The sequence below is a fragment of the Collimonas sp. OK307 genome (genome assembly GCF_900113705.1).
In the GTDB taxonomy this organism is placed as follows: domain Bacteria; phylum Pseudomonadota; class Gammaproteobacteria; order Burkholderiales; family Burkholderiaceae_D; genus Collimonas.
In genome coordinates this window covers 166,802-187,904 of record NZ_FOQI01000003.1, presented here as the reverse complement: position 1 = coordinate 187,904, position 21,103 = coordinate 166,802, and the positions used below count along the sequence as shown (strand labels likewise).

The following is a 21,103-nucleotide window of genomic DNA, read 5'->3' as shown; positions in this document are numbered from 1 at the left end:
CGGCTGCTTATAAATCCGCCGGCAGCGGTACTCGCAGCCATTTTTGCGAAATCTTGTTCAGGCTGCCATCTTTCTTGGCCTGCACGATGGCCTGGTTGATCTGTTGCGTCAGGCGCGGTTCGTTCTTGTTCAGGCCGACGTGATCGGGTGAGCTGAACAACTGGAATTTTTGTTGAATGCCGGCGGCCGGGTTCTTGGCCATGATGGTGGCGCCGACGTCATTGCCGACTACCATCAATTGCGTCTGCCCAGACAGGAACGCAGAGATGGCGCCGTTGGGATCGTCAAAGCGCTTGATCGTGGCTTCAGACGGAGCCACTTTGGAAATGCTCAAGTCCTCAAGCGTGCCGCGGGCGACGGATATGCTCTTGCCGGCCAGGTCGGCATTGTTCTTGACGGTCATTTTTGGACCGCCGAACACCGCCAGATAGTAGGGGGCGTAAGCATCGGTAAAATCGATGACCTTGGCTCGTTCAGGTGTTTGCCCGACCGACAACAATAGGTCCACTTTGCCGCCGGCGAGGTAAGCCATGCGATTGTCGCCGGTGACCTGTATCAGTTCTACCTTGGTTTTTAGTGCCTTACCGATCAATTCAGCCATGTCGATGTCGTAGCCGAGCGGCTTCATGTCTGGCCCGATCGAACCGAACGGCGGGTAATCCATGAAGACGCCGATCCTGACCTTGCCATTCTTGCTGATGTTATCGATGGCGTCGGCCTGGCTTGGCGCAGCATGCAACATGCCCGCCGTGAGCAGGATGGCAGCGCCGATCTTGCATATGCGGCGATTCAGGAGGGTGTCGCAGAGAGGCAATATGTTCATGGTGTTTCCTCGATGTGTAGATTGATGAATCGGTAGGTGAAATGCGCTATCAGGCAGCGAGCCGGCCTGGGCTGGCATCGATCAGCTTGCAGGCATGCGGCGGCAAGGTTGCCAATACCTGGCTCCCGATCGCCAATCCCGGAACTTCGCGCGGGCTGGTCGCCACGGTCAGCGAAAAGCCGGAACAATCTATGGTGGCTTCCAGCGACGAGCCTACATCGCGGATAAAGCTGACCTGGCCTGGCAGGCAATTGTTGTTGTCGTTGCGGATGCTGGATTGTAGATCCTTGTGACCGACCGCTTCGCTGATTTTCAGGCAGACATCTTCGGGACGGATCAACAAGCGGATTTCCTGGCCATCGCTGATCTTGCGGGAGCCGCTGATATCGATCTGCTGGCCGCCTGCCAGCCGCACCCGTTGATCGCCGTTTGGCACCGCTGGCAGGATGTTGCCGAGACCGATGAAATCGGCGACGAATTCATTGACAGGATCCCTATACACTTCCAGCGGCGAACCGATTTGCGCTATCCGGCCCTGTTCCATCACTACAATCACGTCGGCCATGGTCATTGCCTCACGCTGGTCATGCGTCACCATGATGGTGGTGATGCCGAGGCGTTGCTGCAGCAAACGGATTTCAACCTGCATCGCTTCGCGCAGTTTGGCGTCCAGCGCCGACAGCGGTTCGTCCAGCAATAGCAGTTTAGGAGCAGACGCCAGCGCGCGCGCAATCGCCACCCGCTGCCGCTGACCACCTGATAATTGCGCCACTGGACGATTGGCCATGTGCGGTAACTGGATCAGCTGCAGCAATTCGTCGACCCGTTTTTCCTGGCTTTGCTTGTCGACCTTGCGCAAACGCAGCGGGTAGGCAATGTTGCCAGCCACGCTCATGTGGGGGAACAGCGCCAGCGACTGGAACACCATGCCGAAATCGCGTTCGCAGGCCGGTACATTGGTGAGGTCTTTACCGGCCATGGTGAGGCGGCCGCTGGTTGGTGTTTCGAGGCCGGCGATCATGCGCAGCAATGTGGTCTTGCCGCAGCCGGACGGCCCGAGGAAACACACCAGCTTACCTTCCGGGATGCTCAGGTTGACGTGTTTCACGACTTGCACCGCGCCGAATTGCTTGTTGACGTTTTCAATGACTAATTGATTGCTCATGTTGTGCTCGCTAAGTTGGAACGCATTTTTCAATATCTGATTAGAGTGCTTAGAGCGCTACGCCGTCGTCGCCCACCAGCTTTTCCAGCAGCCAGATCAAGCCGAAGTCGATCAGCACGATAAACACGGCGAACGAGAATACGGTAGGGTCGAGCGACGAAACGGTGCGGCTGTACAGCCATACCGGCAAGGTCATGGTGTCAACGTCATACAGGAAAAAGGTCACCGTGAATTCGTTGAAAGAGACGATGAAGGCGAACAGCATCCCGGCCATGATGCCGGGCCGCATCAGCGGCAGCACGACGTCGAACATGGCACGCATCGGCCGTGCTCCCATCAGATAGGCTGCCTCTTCGAATTCCGGACCGATGCCGGCAATCGATGCCGAACAATTCTTGACCGCGAACGGCAACGCCAGGATCACATGGGCGATAACCAACCGGAAAATACCTAGCTCAACCGGGATATAGTTGAACACCAACAGCAACGAAATGCCCAGCATTACCAGTGGATACACCATTGGCAAGGCGATGAATTGCTCGATGACGCCTTTGCCCGGGAAGTTGAAGCGGTTGAGTGCATAGGCTGCAGGAATTGCCACCGCCGCCGCGATCAGCATGGTCGCCACGGCCACCTTGAGGCTGGTGCCAAGCGCCTGCCCCATCGACAGGACGTCGCTGGCGTCAGGCGACATGAAGGTGTGCCAGGCCGCCCGATACCATTGCAAGCCATAGCTGGGTGGCGGGAAGGCCAGGGTGTCGGAGGCGCCGAACGACATGATGATCATGGTGATGATCGGCATCGCTGCCAGTATCAGCACCACGGCCGCCAGCACCCCGGTTAGCCGGGTGAGCTGGCCGGGCAGGGCGCGCCGCAAGAAAGGGAGAGTGAGTGAAGTCATTGTGTGTTCCCCAGCATTTTCTGTGACCGATGCACCAGTTTTTGCGACAGCGCCATTACCGCCAAAGTCGCCAGCATCAATACGACGCTGGTGGCTGACGCAGCGGGCCAGTTGAGCAAAGGCGTGATCTGGTCACGCACCAGCACCGCCAGCATGGAGACCCGGCGTCCGCCGAGCAGCAACGGCACCGCAAAGGCGCTGGCATTGTAGGCAAACACCAGCAGCGCGCCCGACAGAATCCCTGGCATCGCCAGCGGCAGCAGCACATGACGCAAGATCTGCCAGCGACTGGCGCCCATGGTTGCGGCGGCTTCTTCGTAGCTGCCTGAAATCGCTTTCAGCGCACTGGCCATCGGCAATGCCGCCAGCGGGAACGCCGTCTGTATCAGTCCCAGCAATACACCGTTTTCACGATATAGCCATTGCACCGGACGCTGTACGATACCCAGCGCCAGCAGCGAATTGTTGAGTACGCCGCCAGGGCCGAGGATGATCAGCCAGCCATAACTTTGCAGCAACAGATTCACCAGCAACGGCAGCAGCACGCCCGTCAGCAACAGGCGTCGCGCCAGTTTGGATTTGGCGCGCGCCATGGCAATCGCTACCGGGATCGCCAACAGCACTGCCAGCACCGTGCTTTGAAACGCCAGGCGCAAAGTGAGCCAAAGCGATTTCATATAGTAAGGCGTGGCCAGGTCGGCATAGCTGGTCAACGAAACGCTGTGCCATTCGTCGCCGTTACTGCCTAGGCTCATGCGGATGACCGCCAGCGCCGCCGCCGCCAGTACTGCCAGGAACAGCAGTACCGGCAATAGCAGCAGCCACGGTCGTGCATTGGAATTCTGATCGAGCATTGCTTTTACCTTTGCCTTTGCTTGTCTCGATTACGCCGAAAAGATCTCGGTGTAGCGTCGCATCCATTCGCTTTGCACCACGGCCAGCGCCTTGTCGTCGTGGATCTGAGCTTTCTCTGCGATTTGTTTTGCGCTCGGGACGTAGCGGCTGCTTTCTGCCGGAATTGCAGCCTTGGTATTCACCGGTCCGTTGAGCACGTCGGCAGCCATTTTTCCCTGTACAACCGGGTCCAGCGTATGGTTGATGAAGGCGTGGATCAGGTCGAGGTCGCCCGGATGCGATTTCGGAATCACCGTGTACATCAGTTGCGCGGCGAAGCCTTCCTTCATATCGTAGGCGACGCCCATCTTGTATTCCGGCTTCTTGATGGCGACCGGGAAGAACGCCGGCGAGTAGATGCCACCGATGTCCAGCGCGTTGGTGCGGAACAGTTCGGCCACCTGGTTCGGATTTTCGCCGAGCATCAGGATGCGATCCTTGAGCAGCGCCAGCTTCTTGAAACCAGGATCGATATTTTTTTGTGAACCGCCGGACAATTTCGCGGCAATGATGGCAAGGTCGACTGCCTCGACCCAGCTTGGCGGCGGCAGAAAGATGCGGCCGCTATATTTTTGATCCCATAAGGCTTCGTAAGTGGATGGCGGCGCCTTGAAAGTTGACGTGTTGTAGATCAGGCCGTTAGTCCACAACAGGTAGCCGACACCGAAACCGTTGGCGCCGCTGCGATGCTCAGGCGCGACATCTTTCAGATTCGGCAGGCGAGCCAGATCCGGTTGCATCAGCAAACCGGCATCTGCCAGACCCGAAGCGCCGACACCTGCCAGTGTGATCACATCATATTGCGGCTTGTTGCCGGCAGCTTTCAGTTTGGCGACCATGCCCGAAGTACCATCCGCGCGGTCGGCAATCACTTTGGCGCCGGTTTTTTCAGAGAAGCTGGCCGCGATATTACGCAGCGCTGCCAGGCCGGTGTCGTCTGACCAGGTAAGGAAGCGTAGCGTCTTGCCTTTGAAGTTCTGTTCCTGTGCAAAGACGTTCACAAATGGTGCGGATAGCGTGGATGCGGCAATCGATGCACCAATTGCTTTGATGACGTTACGACGTTTGGTATCTGTATTTTGCATGGCTTGCTCCTGCTGTGAAAGTGTGGAAACAACTGCTGAATGCCTATGATTTGCTATGCTGGCGCTACTTGCTGATGCAAGAGGTATGCCAGATATTGCCTAAAGGCATTAGTTTTAATGATTGCTAGGATGCATAAAGCTAATGCCTGAAAAGACTTCGGGCAGCAGGCATAGATGCCGCTTGGTAACTAGGGCTGGGTCGTTTCCACCAAGGGTGGCGCGCTGAGGGATAGGGTGCATTTTGTCTCGCTCCGGTATTAGAAAATGTATTTTCTTTGTGAAATGTCCCTGTGGGATCTGATCACTTTTTTATGCTTGCTATTCTTGTGCATTGCCCGGGTCTTCACAAACGAAATATAATCATAGGAGCCATGCGTTTTCCTGGTGGCTTGAATCTCCGGAGATGCTCATGCGAAAATTGCCACCTTTGAACGCCCTGCAAGTCTTCGAGACTGTCGCGCGCCATCAAAACATTACGCATGCCGCCAACTACCTGTGCCTGACCCAAGGTGCGGTCAGCCGGCAGATACTGATCCTGGAAGAGTATTACGGCTTCCCGTTGTTCCAGCGCCATGCGCGCGGTTTGACGCTGACCGAAGAGGGCGAGCTGCTGCTGCCGGCAGTGCGCGAAAGCTTCGCGCGGATTGAAGAGATTTCAACCCGGTTGACGCGGCAGAGGACCGATCTGGCATTGAAAGTGCCGACCTGCATCATGCGTTGGATTTATCCCAAGATCATGCTGTTCCAGGCTGAGCATCCGGATATCCAGCTGCAGGTCACGACAGCGTTGCAGCACAATGTCGACTTCCAGCGCGAGTCGTTTGACGCGGCCATCGTGTACGGCACGCCGACCGGTAAAGATACTCATTCGCTCTTGCTGTTTACCGAGCAATTGACGCCGGTATGTTCGCCGGCGATGCTCAAGCAACAACCGCAATTAGTGCCGGAGCAACTGGCGCAGCAGACTTTGCTTCATCCCACCAGGGATCATCGGGATTGGGAAATGTGGTTGCGCTTTGCGGGCGTCAAAGGCGTAGACGCTAGCAGCGGACAGAGTTTTGAAACCCTGGATTCGGCCGTGAACGCCGCGGCGCAAGGATTCGGCGTGGCGATAGGCGATTGCATCCTGGCCGGCGACGATCTCGAGATGCAGCGCCTGGTCAAACCGTTCGACTGTGTGATGCCGGGGCAAAGCTATTACTTCGTTTATCCGGAAAGCGTCGCTAACCAGCAAAAAGTCAGCATCTTCCGCGAGTGGATCAGCCAGTACTGCATGGAGCATGCGCTGCCGGCGGCATGAATGACTGGCTGGTTGATTGGCAAATTACGCTCAATCTTATTTTGATTGATATTTTTGCAACTATTGTCGATTGTGCATTACACTCCAGCTCAGCGCTTCTTGTCAGATCAACTGACTGGTATTCTCAAAACAACCCTGCGTTACATTTCGACACAATAGGGTTCCAGCTCTAAAGCTGGGGCTGATCGTACTACCGACCACTGGTATCAGGTATTATCGACAGCAACAGGGGGAGTGTTTGATCGGAAACTTTCTTGGTGATGCGCCGCACGGCTGCCCCCGCCCCCTGAATACATAATAAAGAATTGCCTCGTTTACGGGGTTGAGACTAGTCTGATGTTGCAATAAGCAATGGTTGGACGATTAACATTCGACTAAAAGTACGATTTTGATGAATTTCATTCTGTATTCGGATATTGGCGAAAGTACGATCGATAAAAGCCTTGGTTTACCAGAGTACAGCTACTATTTCGTCTTGAAAGCCTTTCGTACCGTGTTGGCAGAACTCGGTACGGTCACGCTGGTACGGTACCCGGAAACTGAAGTCGATCCCCTGTTTGAAGAATGCCGGCAACGCGGCGAGGAATGCGTGTTCCTGTCCTTTTCCCCGCCGAACAAGACACTGATCAATCTCAAATGCCCGACAATTTCAGTTTTTGCATGGGAATACAGCAATATCCCCGATGAAATGTGGGATGACGATGCGCGTAACGACTGGCGTGTAGTGTTTGCCCGTCATGGCAGGGCGATAACGCTGTCAACCTATACAGCCCGCATTGTCAGGGATGCAATGGGAGCGGCATTTCCGGTGTTGGCGGCGCCGGCGCCTTTGTGGGAGCAATTTGCCGGCGCTCGCGCGCGATTCGGCGCCAGGTTGCCGCCAAGGGAAAGTATGCTTCACCTGCGCGGCACCGTAATCGATAGTCATTTGTTGGGTTTGTCCGCGGACGGTTTGATCGCGCACATCACCTTTCCCGAGGCGTCGGATGAAGTGGAGCCGCTATCGTTGCCGCCGCCTGAACCGCAGCAACTGGTGCCTGAACCGCCGCCTGAACCGCCGCAATTGGCGCCAGAGCCGCCTGCCCAGCCTGAACCCGTAGTAGCGCCCGCCAAAAACTTGCGTTATCGACTGGCTGTGACCAAACGCCATTTGCTGACATGGTATCGTGAAGCATTGCGCGATCTGCTGCCTTTATGGTTAGCCAGAGCAGTCGCGGTCAGCGGACGTAGCGGCGATGCTCTCGTACGCGCTGCGATGGGTTTTGAAAGCAGGGCAATTCCGCCGCAGCAGTTGCCGATAGCGCCGCCGCAATCGCCTGAACTAGCGGACCCGCCACCGCCACCGCTACTGCTAGTTGCGCCGGCCGAGATGCTGGAGCCGGAAGCAGTGGTCAATCTGGAAGGGGTGGTTTATACCTCGATCCTCAGTCCCAAGGACGGCCGCAAGAACTGGTTCGACATGGTGACCGCATTTTGCTGGACATTCCGTGACGTCGAAGACGCGACGCTTGTGCTGAAGATGAATGAGCGTGATCTGTCGCGGTATCACAACACTTTGCTGACTTTGCTGTCGCAGCTGGCGCCGTTCAAATGCCGGGTCCTGACCCTGCACGCCTACCTGGACGACGCAACTTATGAGGAACTGATCGGCGCCACCACCTATTACGTCAACACCTCGCTGTGCGAAGGTTTGTGTTTGCCGCTGATGGAGTTCATGTGCTGTGGTAAGCCGGTCATCGCGCCGCAGCACACGGCGATGGAAGACTATATTGACGATAGCGCAGCCTTCGTCGTCAAGTCCGGCCTCGAGCACAATGTCTGGCCGCACGATCCGCGCGACCTGTTCCGCACCTTGCGTTACCGCCTCGACTGGGAGTCAATCTGCACAGCGTACGAAGACAGCTATCGGGTAGCCAGACAGCAGCCTGAAAAATATCTCGACATGAGCAAGCACGCCATGGCGCGCCTGGAGTCCTATAGTTCAGGAGCGGTCGTGAAGGAACAGCTGCGCAGTTTCTTTCAGCAAGCAGGGGCGGCCGCCAGATGATTATTATTATTTATTCAGAAACCAACTCCGGCTCGATTGCGTCCAATCTGGGCTTGCCAGAATATAGTTATTACTTCGTCTTGAAAGAATTCCGCCAGGTGCTGGAACAGATTGGCATCGTGGTTGCCGTCAGCGATCCTGCGCGTGAGGTGGATGATATCTACAGGAGCGCCAAAGCACATGGCGAATCCTGCGTTTTCCTGTCATTTTCGCCACCGCATAAAACGGTGGTCGGTCTGACTTGTCCGACCGTCCCGGTATTCGCCTGGGAATTCAGTACGCTGCCCAATGAAGTCTGGTTTGGCGAGTCGCGCCATGACTGGCGCTATGTGTTCGATAAAGTCGGCAGCGCGATCACGCATTCGGTATTCACCGCGGACTCGGTGCGGCAGGCGATGACGCCGGCGTTCCCGGTAGCATCCATCCCGGCGCCGGTCTGGGATCGTTTTGCCGCGTTACGCGAGAAATTATCGATTGCCAATTATCCTGGCGGTGTCGACCTGCATGTGGCCGGCACTGTCATCGATAGCCGTACGGTCGACCTTTCCCCTTATAGCGTGCCGCGCCGACGTGATCCCAAGCCGGATCTGGTGCGGCCGCCGGCGCTTGCCAGGCGTGAGCCGGTCAAGGTTCATATCGATGGCGTGGTGTATACCTCGGTTTTCAATCCGTATGACGGACGCAAGAACTGGTACGACATGATCAGCGCCTTTTGCTGGGCTTTCCGCGATGTCGACGACGCCACGCTGGTGTTGAAGCTGACTCACCACGACGTGCGTATCGGCATCGACAATCTGCTCGAGAACGTCTATAAGCTGACGCCGTTCAAGTGCCGCATTTTGCTGATCCACGGTTACCTGAGCGACGCTGATTACGAACGCCTGGTATCGGCAACGACTTATGTCCTGAATACTTCGCACGGCGAAGGCCAATGCCTGCCTTTGATGGAATTCATGTCCTGCGGCAAGCCGGCCATCGCGCCGCGCAATACCGCCATGGCCGACTATATCGATAACGACAATGCTTTTGTGCTGGACTCCAACACGGAGCCCAGTCACTGGCCGCACGACCCGCGCCAGGCATACCGTACCCTGCGTTACCGCATAGACTGGGGCACTTTGCTTGCCGCCTACAAAGACAGTTATCGGGTCGCCAAGCAGGAACCGGACAAATATTGGCAAATGGCCGAACATGCGGTGCGACGGTTGCAACAGCACTGCTCGCGTGCAGTGATCAAGGAGCGCTTGCTCGCTTTTTTTGCCGCCCATCCGCGGATGAATGGACATGACGGTGCCAAGGTCGCGGAAAAGGTCTCGACATGATGAAATTTCTCGCCGCCCGCAAACCCGACCATAGCTGAGATCCGGAGCCGATCGCACATGAACCAGCGGATTAAAGACATCGAATTGTTGCGCGGGATCGCCGTGCTTTTTGTATTGTTCGAGCATACGCGTTTCAATTTGATTGGACAGCCGGGCGAAATTCTTGCGTATGGCTATAGCCATTTCGGATTTTGGACCGGGGTTGATTTGTTCTTTGCGATTTCCGGTTTCGTCATTGCAAGGGATCTGATTCCGCGGCTTAACCGCACCGAAGATCGCCAGGGTTTCTTTTCTGTCGCAATCAGGTTCTGGATCCGGCGCGCCTGGCGCTTGTGGCCTTCTGCGTGGCTTTGGCTGGCGCTGTTGTTGCTGGCAGCTGTGGTTTTCAGGAAATCCGGCATATTCGGCTCCCTGCAGGCGAATCTGGATGGAACCCTTGCAGGGCTTCTGAATTATGCAAACTTTCGCCTGATGTACAAGTTTGGATTTGAAGAACTCGGGCCGGCTTTTCCGTATTGGAGCCTCTCGCTGGAAGAGCAGTTTTACTTGTTGCTGCCGATTATCGCCTTTGTCTGCCGTCGCTGGCTTTCCGGTGTATTGATTGTCTTGGTAGCACTGCAATTCTTTGCGCTTCGTAACCATTCACTCCTATTGATGCAGACGCGATCCGATGCGCTGTTGTTGGGCGTGCTGCTGGCAATCTGGAGCGCGCACGGTAGTTATCGCAGATTGGAACCGATTTTTCTCCAAACGCGAAACTGGGTGCGTTTTGCTCTCCTCGCGATCCTGGTCGCCGGATTGGCAGTAATCGGCACGGAGCAGCCTGAGAATTTCCGTTATCGGGTCGGGGTCGTTGCCTTGGTTTCCGCAGCACTGGTTTGGATTGCCTCCTACGATGCGGATTATCTGATGCCGGACAATCCGTTGAAGCGTGTTCTGCTGTGGGTAGGAAGTCGTTCCTATGCACTGTATCTGACGCATATACCTGCCTATCTCATGAGTCGTCAAATCTGGTACTGGATCACCCCCGCAGATACCGTTTTCGACCAAACCTACAATCTCAGGCTGATATTCACAGCTGCGGCGCTGGTGATTGCATTCAGCGAACTTAATTATCGTTTTATTGAAGTCCCCTTACGCGCACGTGGTAAAAAAATTGTCGACAGGATGGGCGAGCGCCAGCTTCAGTTTCAGACCTAGTTCACTTGCATCAGGTAACGTCCATCGATAACAGTGAAAGCAAAAACAGTATGCGAGACATGTTCAAAAAAATTTTCGGTATCAGGAAAAGCAAGGCGGTTGTTCCCGAAGCGCCTGCCACGGTGGCGGTACCGCCAGCGGTGGCGATCGATTCTTTCCATGTAGGCTTGCGCGATGCCTTGGAAAGTGGCTGGTATCTACACGAAAGCAGTGAACTGTATCGCGGCTTTGTCATCAGCGCTGAAGATGTGGTGCTCGATATCGGCTGCGGCGACGGCGGCAATTCGCTGTTTTGCGCGAACCACGGCGCGCATGTGATCGTGGCTGACATCGACGCGGCGAAGGTGGAGTCCACCATGCAGCGTCTGGCGGAAACCCCTGCGCGGCTGGTGCAGGGAATAGTGGGCGATGCCAATCCCTTGAAGCTGGAAGATGGCATAGCATCCAAAGTGGTGTGCATGGAAGTGCTGGAACATGTCGACGATACCGCGCAGTTTCTGAGCGAACTGGTCAGGGTTGGCAAGCCGGGTGCGCATTACCTGCTGTCGGTGCCGGATCCGGTGCAAGAGACATTGCAAAAAGGATTGGCTCCGCCCTGGTATTTCGAGAAGCCGAACCATATCCGCATTATTCAGCGCGACGAATTTGAAAAGATGGTGACAGATGCCGGCCTGGTGATCGAGCGGCACGAGTACTTCGGTTTCTACTGGTCGGTCTGGTGGCTTTTTTTCTGGATTAGCAAGGTCGATCTGAGCAATGCAAGTCATCCTTTGCTGGATAACTGGGCAAAGACATGGGAAACGTTGATGGATACTCCGGATGGTGAGCAAGTCAGGCTTGCATTGAACAATTTCATGCCGAAAAGCCAGGTCATTATTGCGCGCAAGCCGTGATGAAAAGCGCGGTATGTCTTTAACCGAACAACGGCAGGGAAGGATTGACTGCATATGAAACGTTTATTTATAACCGGACAGTCGGGATTTGTCGGTCTGGCTTTTGAGCGCATGCGTACCCACTTGGTCGCTGCGCAAGGTTGGGAGCTGGTGCCGGCGGATAGTCCTTACGATTTGCTGGATCCGGATTCGCTGGAGCGTGTACTACGGCAGGCGCGTCCGGATGCCGTGATCCATCTTGCCGGGCAGACCTTCATACCGGAAGCATTTCGTGATCCGGCGCACACCCTGGACGTCAATCTCAAAGGAACGCTTAACCTGCTGCAAGCACTGCAGCGGAGCGGCTTCGACGGCACTTTCCTATATATCAGTTCCGGCGACGTCTACGGCCGGGTGAGTCCGGAATTCTTGCCGATCAGCGAGCAGCAGCCGGCGCGTCCGCAGAATCCCTATGCAGTCAGCAAGGCCGCGGCAGAATTGTTGTGTTACCAGTGGAGCTGCAATATGCCTTGGCGCATTCTGGTAGCGCGCCCGTTTAACCACATCGGCCCGGGGCAGCGAGAAGATTTTGTAATCTCAAGCGTCGCGCGGCAATTGGCGCGCATCAAGCTGGGACTGCAAGGCGCCGGCATACTGGTTGGCGACGTCGATGTCAGTCGCGATTTCCTTGATGTGGAAGATGTCATTTCAGCGTATCTGGCGCTGTTGGAAAAAGGTCAGAATGGGGAAATCTACAATGTTTGCTCAGGCAAGGAGTATCTGATCCGCGACATGATTGCCAGCATGCTCTACCTGACCGAGATGGATGTCGCGATCGAGCAAGATCCAGCGCGTTTGCGGCCGTCCGACCTGCGCCGGGTGAAGGGCTGCAATCAAAAAATCGCGCTGGCGACAGCATGGACACCGCGCATTCCGATGCAGCAGACCTTGCTGAGCGTTTTGTCGGATTGGGATGTCAGAGTGGCGGCGGAGAGCGCCACGCGGTGACTCCCGGCCAGGTGCAATTGAGATGAGCAGAGCAAGAGTAAAGCAAGAGTAAAGCAAGAACAGAAATAACGGAGATAGACGCGATGACAAAAACTGCATTGATTACCGGCATTACGGGACAAGACGGCGCCTACCTTGCCAAGTTGTTGCTTGATAAGGGCTATAAGGTTTACGGCTTGCTGGCAAGACGCAGCAGCGATAGCCTGTGGCGTTTGCGGGAGCTGGGAATTGTGGAGAGACTGCAATTCATTGAAGGTGACCTGGCCGATGCAACCTCAGCAATCAGGGCGGTGTGCCAGTCGCGTCCTGATGAAATTTATAACCTGGGCGCACAAAGTTTTGTCGGCACTTCCTGGAACCAGCCGGTGGTAACCGGCATGGTAGATGGCTTGGGCGTGACACACATGCTGGAAGCGATTCGCCAGTTCAGTCCCGAGTCGCGTTTCTATCAAGCCTCCACCAGCGAGATGTTCGGCTTGATCCAGGCTGAGCACCAGGATGAAAGCACGCCGTTCTATCCGCGCAGCCCTTACGGCGTGGCCAAGCTCTACGGCCATTGGATCACCGTCAATTATCGGGAGAGTTTTGGTTTGCATGCATCCAGCGGCATCTTGTTCAATCATGAATCGCCTTTGCGTGGCATAGAGTTCGTCACGCGCAAGGTAACTGACGCAGCGGCACGCATCAAACTCGGTAAACAAAAGGAACTGCGGCTTGGCAACATCGACGCCAAGCGCGACTGGGGTTTTGCCGGCGACTACGTGGAAGCAATGTGGTTGATGCTGCAACAAGAACAAGCCGATGACTATGTAATTGCCACCGGCATCACCACCAGCGTGCGCGATATGTGCCGTATCGCTTTCTCTCATCTTGACCTGAATTATGAAGATTACCTGGTAATCGATCCACAACTGTTCCGGCCGGCCGAAGTGGATGTCTTGCTTGGTAACCCGGCTAAAGCTCTGCGGAAATTGGATTGGAAGCCGAAAACCGGTCTCGAACAATTGATCCGGCAAATGGTTGACGCAGATTTGCGCCGCGTCGGCAAAGAATAAGGGGGAGATGAAAATGCGCACTCCAGAACCCGGTATCCCGTTAACAGCAACCGCAGTGATTGTTCCGGTGGTGCTTTCAGGTGGCGCCGGCGCGCGCCTGTGGCCGGTGTCGCGCGAAGGGCATCCCAAGCCATTCATCAAACTCCCTGACGGCAAGAGTCTGCTGCAAAAAACCTATCAGCGAGTCGCCCAGCTCGGCATCCGTGGCGATATTCTGAGTGTCACCAACCGGGATTACTACTTCCAGAGCAAAGACGAATTCACGTCGGCCGACCTGGGTATCCATCATCGGCCGCATTTCATACTTGAACCGTCGGGTCGTAATACGGCGCCTGCGATTGCTGTCGCCGCATTGTCGTTGCGCGCGCTGCATGGCGACAATACCATCATGGTAGTGATGCCTGCAGATCATCTGATCAAAGACGTCGAACGATTGTCCGAAGCTGTGCATCACGCGGTGGAAGTCGCTAAGCAGGGTTATCTGGTGACCTTCGGTGTGCGGCCGTTGGCACCCGAAACCGGCTACGGTTATATCGAATGCGGCGCAGAAATCGATGCAGCCGGAGCCGCCACGGTAAAGCGTTTCATCGAAAAGCCGGATGCGGAACGGGCTGCCGCCTTTGTCGAAAGCGGCAAACATTTATGGAATGCCGGCATATTCTGCTTCTCGGTGTCGACTTTTTTAAGCGAGCTGGAAAAGTACTCGCCTGACATCCTGTCGCTGGCCAGCGCATGCATCGAAGCCAGTCCCGCCAGTCCGTCGGCCGGCGTCTTGCTGCAGGAGCTGGATGGGAACAGTTTCGTGGCGATGCAAGATATTTCAATCGACTATGCGCTGCTGGAGCGCTCTGACCTGGTAGCGGTAATACCGGCCAGTTTTGACTGGAACGATATCGGCTCCTGGGGCGCTTTACGACAGCTGGTGGAGCCGGATGAACAGGAAAACCGCGTGCTGGGCGAAGCCGTGCTGATCGACAGCAGGAACAATTACATATACTCCGAGCAGCGTCTGGTGGCGACAGTCGGGGTCAACAACCTGATCGTAGTGGATACGCCTGACGCGCTTTTGATCGCGCATCCGGATCATGTGCAGAATGTGAAAAAGATTGTGCATCGGCTCAAGAGCGCCGAGCACGACACTTATAAATTACATCGCACCGTGTTTCGGCCATGGGGCAGTTATACCTTGCTGGAACAAGGACCGAACTTCAAGATCAAACGCATCGTCGTCAAGCAAGGCGCATCGCTATCGTTGCAGATGCATCATCATCGCAGCGAGCATTGGGTGGTGGTGCATGGCATGGCCAAGGTGGTCAACGGCGAACAGGAAATCTACGTCAACACCAACGAATCTACCTATATCCCCGCCGGAACCAGGCATCGTCTGGAAAATCCGGGTCTGCTGGAACTGGTCATGATAGAAGTGCAGAGCGGCGCTTACCTGGGCGAAGACGATATCGTGCGTTTTGACGACAAATACGGCAGGTGCAAATAATGTTGAAAATACGGTCGCAGACCAAGACTCAAACCATGTTGAGCTCGCTGTGGCACTACCGTGGCTTCATGCTCGGCAGTGTCAAGCGCGAGTTCCAGGGGCGCTACCGCAATTCGATGCTTGGAGCCGTATGGATGGTGCTAAACCCGCTGGCAATGATTGTGGTGTATACGGTGATTTTTTCGCAATTGATGCATGCGCGTTTGCCTAATGCCAGCAGCCAGTTTGCCTATGGGATTTATCTGTGCGCCGGCTTGCTGACCTGGGGATTTTTTACCGAGACCGTATCGCGCATGCAAAACGTGTTTCTGGAAAACGGCAACATGATCAAGAAGCTGAATTTCCCACGCATTTGCCTGCCGATCATCACGGTAATGAATGCGGGGGTGAATTTCTCCATCATTTTCGGCTTGTTCCTGGGGTTCCTGCTCATAACAGGTAATTTTCCAGGCTGGGCTTTCCTTGGCGTGTTGCCATTGCTGTTGATACAAATACTGTTCTCTATCGGCCTGGGCATTGTTCTTGGCGTGCTGAACGTATTTTTTCGCGACATCGGCCAGCTGTTCGGCATCGTGCTGCAGTTTTGGTTTTGGTTTACGCCGATTGTGTATACGGTCACCACCTTGCCTGCGGGGGTGCAAGGCTTGCTCAAATTTAATCCGATGACAGCTCTGATGATTGCCTATCAGGGAATTTTCGTCAGCGGCGCGTGGCCGCGCTGGAGCGATCTGTGGGTAGTGACCTTGTTGAGCGTTGCCCTGTGTATTTTCGGCTTACAGCTGTTCCGCCGGCATGCAGGTGAAATGGTGGATGAACTATGATGGGTAAGATCACGGTTAAAGGTTTAGGCAAAGCCTACAAGACATATAACGGACGCTGGGCGCGCCTGGCTGAATGGGTGCTGCCTTTTGCAGGGCCGCGGCATCAGTTGCACTGGGTTTTGCAGGATATCGATTTCGAATTGGCGGCTGGCGAGGCTGTCGGTATTGTCGGCGTCAATGGCGCTGGAAAAAGCACTCTCTTGAAAATGATCGCGGGGACTACCCAAGGTACTGCCGGTACCATCGACATTCAGGGACGGGTGGCGGCGCTGCTGGAACTCGGCATGGGTTTTCACCCGGATTTTACCGGCAGGCAGAACGCCATCATGGCCGGCCAGTTGCAGGGCCTGAGAGCAGAGGAAATCGAGGCGCTGATGCCGGCTATCGAGGCATTCGCCGAAATTGGCGAATACATGGATCAGCCGATACGAACTTACTCCAGCGGAATGCAGATGCGGCTGGCATTCAGTGTTGCAACGGCCAGTCGGCCGGACGTGTTGATTGTCGATGAAGCTTTGTCCGTCGGCGACGCGTATTTTCAACACAAGAGTTTTGAACGGATCAGAGAGTTCCGCCGCGCCGGTACTACCTTGTTAATCGTGTCGCACGATCGTTACGCTATCCAGACCATTTGCGATCGCGCCATACTGCTTAACCGCGGGCGTTTGGAAATGCAAGGCAGTCCGGTGGAAGTGATGGATTTCTACAATGCCATGATGGCTGAGCGCGACCGCAGTACCGTCCGGCAAGAGCGCCAGCCAGATGGAAAGGTGAGAACCATTTCCGGAACCGGCGAAGCCAGCGTTTCCGAGGTCAGGCTGCTGGACGATGAGGGCAAGGAAATCGACGTGGTTGAAGTCGGAGCCTACGTTACGCTGGAAGTCCGGGTTGCGATCAACGCCGAAGTGCCGCGTCTGGTGATGGGCTACATGATCACGGACAAGCTGGGACTAGCTGTATTCGGCATCAATACCCACCGCCTGAACAAACCGCAGACCGATTTGCAGGTGGGAGAGGATCTGGTTTATCGCTGGCGCTTTGCCATGAATCTCGGCAAAGGTAATTATGCGATTTCGATTTCCCTGTCGAAACTGGACTCTCATCTTGATACCAATTATGAGTGGCGCGACTACAGCGTCGTTTTCCATGTCGTCAATACGCATCGGCCGGATTTTGTCGGTTGCGCATTCCTGGAACCCGAAGTGGCGGTGGTGCGGTCGCTCGGAAATGCCCGCAGGGATGGTTTAGCGGCATGAACAGATTCCTGATCGAATGTACTTACGTATTTCATCATCCCGAAATGAACTCGGGAATACAACGCGTCGTCCGCAATATCATCAATCATTTGCCGTTGGTGCAGGACGAAGCAGAATGCATCCCCGTCATATTCAAGGATGGAAAGATACTTGAAGTCAAACAGCTGGCGCCAACGTATACAGATGAGTGGCGTAGCCGAGTGCGGCAGAAACTGGAAAAAGTTGCCCGGAAGCTGGTGCAGGTACGCAATCGTTACTGGCTGATTCACTCGCGTTTGCTGCGATTCTGGCCATGGAACGCTTCTCACAATGTACAGCGGGTAACGTACGTCTTGTGTCGCCTGGTTAGTCTGTCGTTCGTATTGCCTTTATATCTGACCGAATGGGTTCTCAGGAAAACCGAGGTACAGCAGCGTGCGTTTGAAATGGAATGCCGCGCCGACGATGTCCTGGTATTGCTGGATTCATCCTGGCATGCCGATTTTTTCCCTGTGGCGGAGCGGTTGCAACAGGAAGGCGTGGCTATCGTCTCGGTTATCTACGATCTGATTCCGTTGACCCATCCCCAGTTTTGCGATGGCCCGCTGGTGCAGGTATTCGATCGCTGGTTTGACTGGATTGCCAATACGGCGGATGGCTTCATTGCGATTTCGAGCACCATCCGTGACGAGGTGCGAGACGAGGTACAGCGACGCTTGGGCAAGGAACGAGTCGCTTCACGCTGGTTCGATTTCTTCCATCTTGGTTCCGAGCTCGATCAGATCGATCCAAACCAGTCGGTACGTCCGGTGGTGGAAAAGTTGTTTACATCCGGCCGTGCCATCTATCTGATGGTCAGCACCATCGAGCCGCGCAAGAATCACGCCTACCTGCTGGATGCCTTCGAGCATCTGTGGCGGGACGGCAGCGACGTCGTGTTGTGCTTCATCGGACGCATAGGATGGAAGAATGAGCGTCTGATCGAGCGCGTGAAAAATCATCCTGAACTGAAGCGGCGCCTGTTCATGTTCAACGATCTTAGCGACGTCGAGCTGGAGTATTGTTACAGTCACGCGAAAGCGCTGGTCTTCCCTTCATTCGTGGAGGGTTTCGGTCTGCCGCTGGTGGAGGCGATGCAACGTGGTTTGCCGGTGATGGCGAGCGACATTCCGGTATTTCATGAGATAGGTGGCGAATTTATCAGCTATTTTGATTTGCATCATCCGGAATCATTATCCCGGCAGGTACAGCAATATGAAGGCAGTGGAATTTTTCCAGCGACGCGAGATGTGGCAGACTGGTCTTGCCTGAGTTGGGAAGGTTCGGCGCGCCAGCTTATAGAACGGGTTGGGCGTCAGGTACGAATTCAGCAATGCGTGCAGAGTGAATACGATGAAACTGACCATTGCCCTGAATAGCAAGATCCTGCGCGCGCCGCGCACCGGTATCGGCAACTATGTTGCGGAGTTGGCGCAGGCGTTGCAGAAAATTCCGGATCTCGGAATGCACTATTTCTCAGGCTCACGCTGGCAAGATATGCTCGTTAGCACGCAGACAGCTGGTTATTCGCGTTGGGCTGGCTCCGCCAGGCGTTTGCCGGGCGCTTACGTCTTGCGGCGGACGCTTGAGCAGCAATGCTTTAACCGCGGGGCAAATAAGTTACGTCCGGATGTGTATCACGAACCCAGTTTATGGCCGTTCAATTTTTCCGGCCGGACCGTGATGACGGTGCATGACCTGACGCATGTTCATTATCCGCAAACACAACCTAAAGATCGCCTGAAGGAAATCGAGCGCAGGTTGCCGTCGGCCCTGGCGCGTGTCAGCCGGATCTTGGTGGATTCCGAATTTATCGGGCAAGAGATCAAGAAATATTTCGGCTTGCCGGAACAAAAAATTGTGGTGGCGCCGCTGGCCTGTTCCAGCATATTCCACCCCAGGGTTGAACAGCAGCTGGCAGCGCGTCTCCAAAAATTTGACCTGGCCTATCGCGGTTTCATCCTGTCGGTCGGGACGCTGGAGCCGCGCAAGAATCTGTTGCTGACGCTGAAGGCGCACGCGCGTTTGCCATTGCCGTTGCAGGAGCGTTTCCCTTTGTTGATAGTCGGCATGCCAGGATGGCAAGCCGGGGAATTGAACGCTGCGTTGTCACAAGCGATCAGTTCCGGCCACGTGCGCTTGGCGGGTTATCTGGATCAGGCGGACCTGGCTTGCGTCATGGTGGCGGCCAGGATCATGGTGTTTCCTTCCTTGTATGAGGGTTTTGGCCTGCCGGTGCTGGAAGCGATGGCCAGCGGCACACCGGTGATTGCCTCTGCCTGCGCCAGTCTGCCAGAAGTGGCGGGCGCGGCCGGTACTTATGTCGATCCGCATGATGAAGTCGGACTGACGGAGCAGATGCGCCGCCTGATCGAGGATGACAGCGCCTGGACGGCGCAGCGTATCGCCGGTTTGGAGCGGTCTGCGCAGTTTTCATGGGAAAAATGCGCGGCGATCACTGCCGAGGTGTATCGGCAGGTCGCTAATGACTAAAGTTAAGTAATAAGTTAAGTAATGTTATTTGCTGTTGTTGTAGGCAGTCCGTATAAATAGAAAAATAGCCTTTCACTTCATGTTGTATCGGAAGATGGGGCAGATGACGAGAGGAGTATGCAATGCGGGTTCTTCATTTCTACAAGACTTATCAGTCGGAATCGTATGGCGGAATCGAACAAACCATTTATCAGTTATGTAAATGCTCGTCTGCCAGCGGCATCGAGAGCGAGGTATTGACTCTCAGCGATAATCCCGATCCGGCGGAGTTGATATACGAAGGCCATAAGGTACATCGGGTCAAACTCGACCTGCAAATTGCGTCGACCGGATTTTCGTTTGCTGCGCTTAAGCGTTTTGCGCAGCTCGCGGCCGAGGTCGATATCGTGCATTACCATTTTCCGTGGCCGTTCATGGATCTGGCGCATTTCGTTACGCGCATGAACAAGCCGAGCGTGGTTACCTATCACTCCGACATCGTGCGTTACAAAACACTGTTGCAGTTGTACCGGCCGTTGATGCATCGCTTCCTCGACAGCGTCGATGCAATCGTCGCCACTTCCCCTAATTATCTGCAAACCAGTTCGGTACTGGCCGGATACAGAGACAAGACGCAGGTAATTCCCATCGGTCTAGACAAGGACAACTATCCATCGCCGTCTGCGGCGCGGATGGAAGAGTGGAGAAAGCGGATCGGTCCGCGTTTTTTCTTGTTTGTAGGCGTTATCCGCTATTACAAAGGTTTGCACATTCTGCTGGACGCGGCACGCGGAACCGATTATCCGATTGTGATCGTCGGCGCCGGGCCGATTGAGCAGGAGCTGAAAAGGCGCGCCGATGAGCAAGGACTGCGCAATGTGATTTTCCTGGGTACGGTGAGCGATGAGGACAAGGTTGCATTGTTGCAGCTGTCTTACGCAATCGTATTTCCGTCGCATTTGCGTTCGGAAGCATTTGGCATCTCCCTGCTGGAAGGGGCGATGTACGGCAAGCCGATGATTTCCAGCGAGATCGGCACCGGCACCAGTTATATCAACAACCACGGTGAAACCGGACTGGTGGTTCCACCCAGCGATCCGGAGGCCTTCCGGCAGGCGATGCAGCAACTGTGGGATAACCCCGGGCAGGCGCAGGCAATGGGCGCGCGCGCCCAAGCGCGTTACCAGAAATTGTTCACGGCACGGTTGATGGGGGAGAGCTATGCCACGCTGTATCGTGATGTGCTGGCAATGTACGGGCAGACGGAAACACAGGTGAGCCTGGGGACCTGAACAGTCGGACAGGTTGAGACTGTGGCGGATTGTGATAGGATCGCTGAAATAATAATCTATTGAAATTTAAATGTAAA

Annotated in this window: 18 protein-coding genes; 13 read left to right on the top strand and 5 right to left on the bottom strand. The window is 55.2% G+C overall.

The features are described 5' to 3' along the window. Window positions 1-7: 7 nt before the first annotated feature. The 5 genes from BM205_RS06450 to BM205_RS06430 are packed head-to-tail and all read right to left on the bottom strand — an operon-like array spanning window position 8 to window position 4,868. Window positions 8-823, bottom strand: coding sequence for a transporter substrate-binding domain-containing protein (locus tag BM205_RS06450; RefSeq protein WP_092413652.1), 816 nt, complete (start codon window positions 821-823; stop codon window positions 8-10). Window positions 824-872: 49 nt separating this feature from the next. Beyond that, on the bottom strand, window positions 873-1,988 hold the full coding sequence (locus BM205_RS06445; RefSeq protein ID WP_092413650.1) for an ABC transporter ATP-binding protein: 1,116 nt from the start codon (window positions 1,986-1,988) through the stop codon (window positions 873-875). A 49-nt stretch (window positions 1,989-2,037) separates the two neighbouring features. Then, window positions 2,038-2,889, bottom strand: a complete 852-nt coding sequence (locus BM205_RS06440; protein WP_092413648.1) for an ABC transporter permease — start codon at window positions 2,887-2,889, stop codon at window positions 2,038-2,040. Further along, a complete protein-coding gene (locus BM205_RS06435; protein ID WP_092413646.1) occupies window positions 2,886-3,743 on the bottom strand; it encodes an ABC transporter permease in 858 nt (285 codons plus the stop codon). The genes BM205_RS06440 and BM205_RS06435 overlap by 4 nt, the downstream gene beginning before the upstream one ends. A gap of 30 nt (window positions 3,744-3,773) precedes the next feature. Continuing rightward, window positions 3,774-4,868, bottom strand: a complete 1,095-nt coding sequence (locus tag BM205_RS06430) for an ABC transporter substrate-binding protein (protein ID WP_092413644.1) — start codon at window positions 4,866-4,868, stop codon at window positions 3,774-3,776. 409 nt (window positions 4,869-5,277) lie between these two features. Here BM205_RS06430 and BM205_RS06425 point away from each other — a divergent pair, with 409 nt between their 5' ends. The 13 genes from BM205_RS06425 (at window position 5,278) to BM205_RS06365 (ending at window position 21,026) form a co-directional block, all read left to right on the top strand. Further along, window positions 5,278-6,168, top strand: coding sequence for a LysR substrate-binding domain-containing protein (locus BM205_RS06425; protein ID WP_092413643.1), 891 nt, complete (start codon window positions 5,278-5,280; stop codon window positions 6,166-6,168). Window positions 6,169-6,559: 391 nt separating this feature from the next. Next, window positions 6,560-8,215 carry a glycosyltransferase gene (locus tag BM205_RS06420; RefSeq protein ID WP_092413642.1) on the top strand — a complete coding sequence of 552 codons (1,656 nt, stop codon included), beginning with the start codon at window positions 6,560-6,562 and terminating at the stop codon, window positions 8,213-8,215. Further along, a complete protein-coding gene (locus BM205_RS06415; protein WP_092413641.1) occupies window positions 8,212-9,537 on the top strand; it encodes a glycosyltransferase in 1,326 nt (441 codons plus the stop codon). Before BM205_RS06420 ends, BM205_RS06415 begins: the two co-directional genes overlap by 4 nt. An 84-nt stretch (window positions 9,538-9,621) precedes the next feature. Beyond that, window positions 9,622-10,737, top strand: a complete 1,116-nt coding sequence (locus tag BM205_RS06410) for an acyltransferase family protein (protein WP_217646025.1) — start codon at window positions 9,622-9,624, stop codon at window positions 10,735-10,737. A 59-nt stretch (window positions 10,738-10,796) separates the two neighbouring features. Next, complete coding sequence (locus BM205_RS06405; RefSeq protein WP_254783770.1) at window positions 10,797-11,630, top strand: class I SAM-dependent methyltransferase; 834 nt, start codon at window positions 10,797-10,799, stop codon at window positions 11,628-11,630. Between the two features lie 54 nt (window positions 11,631-11,684). Beyond that, window positions 11,685-12,617: a GDP-mannose 4,6-dehydratase gene (locus tag BM205_RS06400; protein WP_092413635.1), complete on the top strand. Its 933-nt coding sequence runs from the start codon at window positions 11,685-11,687 to the stop codon at window positions 12,615-12,617. Window positions 12,618-12,700: 83 nt separating this feature from the next. Further along, a complete protein-coding gene (locus tag BM205_RS06395; protein ID WP_092413633.1) occupies window positions 12,701-13,672 on the top strand; it encodes a GDP-mannose 4,6-dehydratase in 972 nt (323 codons plus the stop codon). Between the two features lie 7 nt (window positions 13,673-13,679). Further along, window positions 13,680-15,167 (top strand): mannose-1-phosphate guanylyltransferase/mannose-6-phosphate isomerase, encoded by a 1,488-nt coding sequence (locus BM205_RS06390; protein ID WP_217646024.1) that lies wholly within the window; start codon window positions 13,680-13,682, stop codon window positions 15,165-15,167. Continuing rightward, window positions 15,167-15,988 carry an ABC transporter permease gene (locus tag BM205_RS06385; RefSeq protein WP_305763953.1) on the top strand — a complete coding sequence of 274 codons (822 nt, stop codon included), beginning with the start codon at window positions 15,167-15,169 and terminating at the stop codon, window positions 15,986-15,988. The genes BM205_RS06390 and BM205_RS06385 overlap by 1 nt, the downstream gene beginning before the upstream one ends. After that, window positions 15,988-17,244, top strand: a complete 1,257-nt coding sequence (locus tag BM205_RS06380; protein ID WP_175511191.1) for an ABC transporter ATP-binding protein — start codon at window positions 15,988-15,990, stop codon at window positions 17,242-17,244. Before BM205_RS06385 ends, BM205_RS06380 begins: the two co-directional genes overlap by 1 nt. Next, a complete protein-coding gene (locus tag BM205_RS06375) occupies window positions 17,241-18,641 on the top strand; it encodes a glycosyltransferase family 4 protein (RefSeq protein WP_092413630.1) in 1,401 nt (466 codons plus the stop codon). The genes BM205_RS06380 and BM205_RS06375 overlap by 4 nt, the downstream gene beginning before the upstream one ends. Beyond that, window positions 18,616-19,755: a glycosyltransferase family 4 protein gene (locus BM205_RS06370; protein WP_254783769.1), complete on the top strand. Its 1,140-nt coding sequence runs from the start codon at window positions 18,616-18,618 to the stop codon at window positions 19,753-19,755. The genes BM205_RS06375 and BM205_RS06370 overlap by 26 nt, the downstream gene beginning before the upstream one ends. A 122-nt stretch (window positions 19,756-19,877) precedes the next feature. Then, window positions 19,878-21,026: a glycosyltransferase family 4 protein gene (locus tag BM205_RS06365; RefSeq protein WP_092413628.1), complete on the top strand. Its 1,149-nt coding sequence runs from the start codon at window positions 19,878-19,880 to the stop codon at window positions 21,024-21,026. Window positions 21,027-21,103 lie beyond the last annotated feature (77 nt).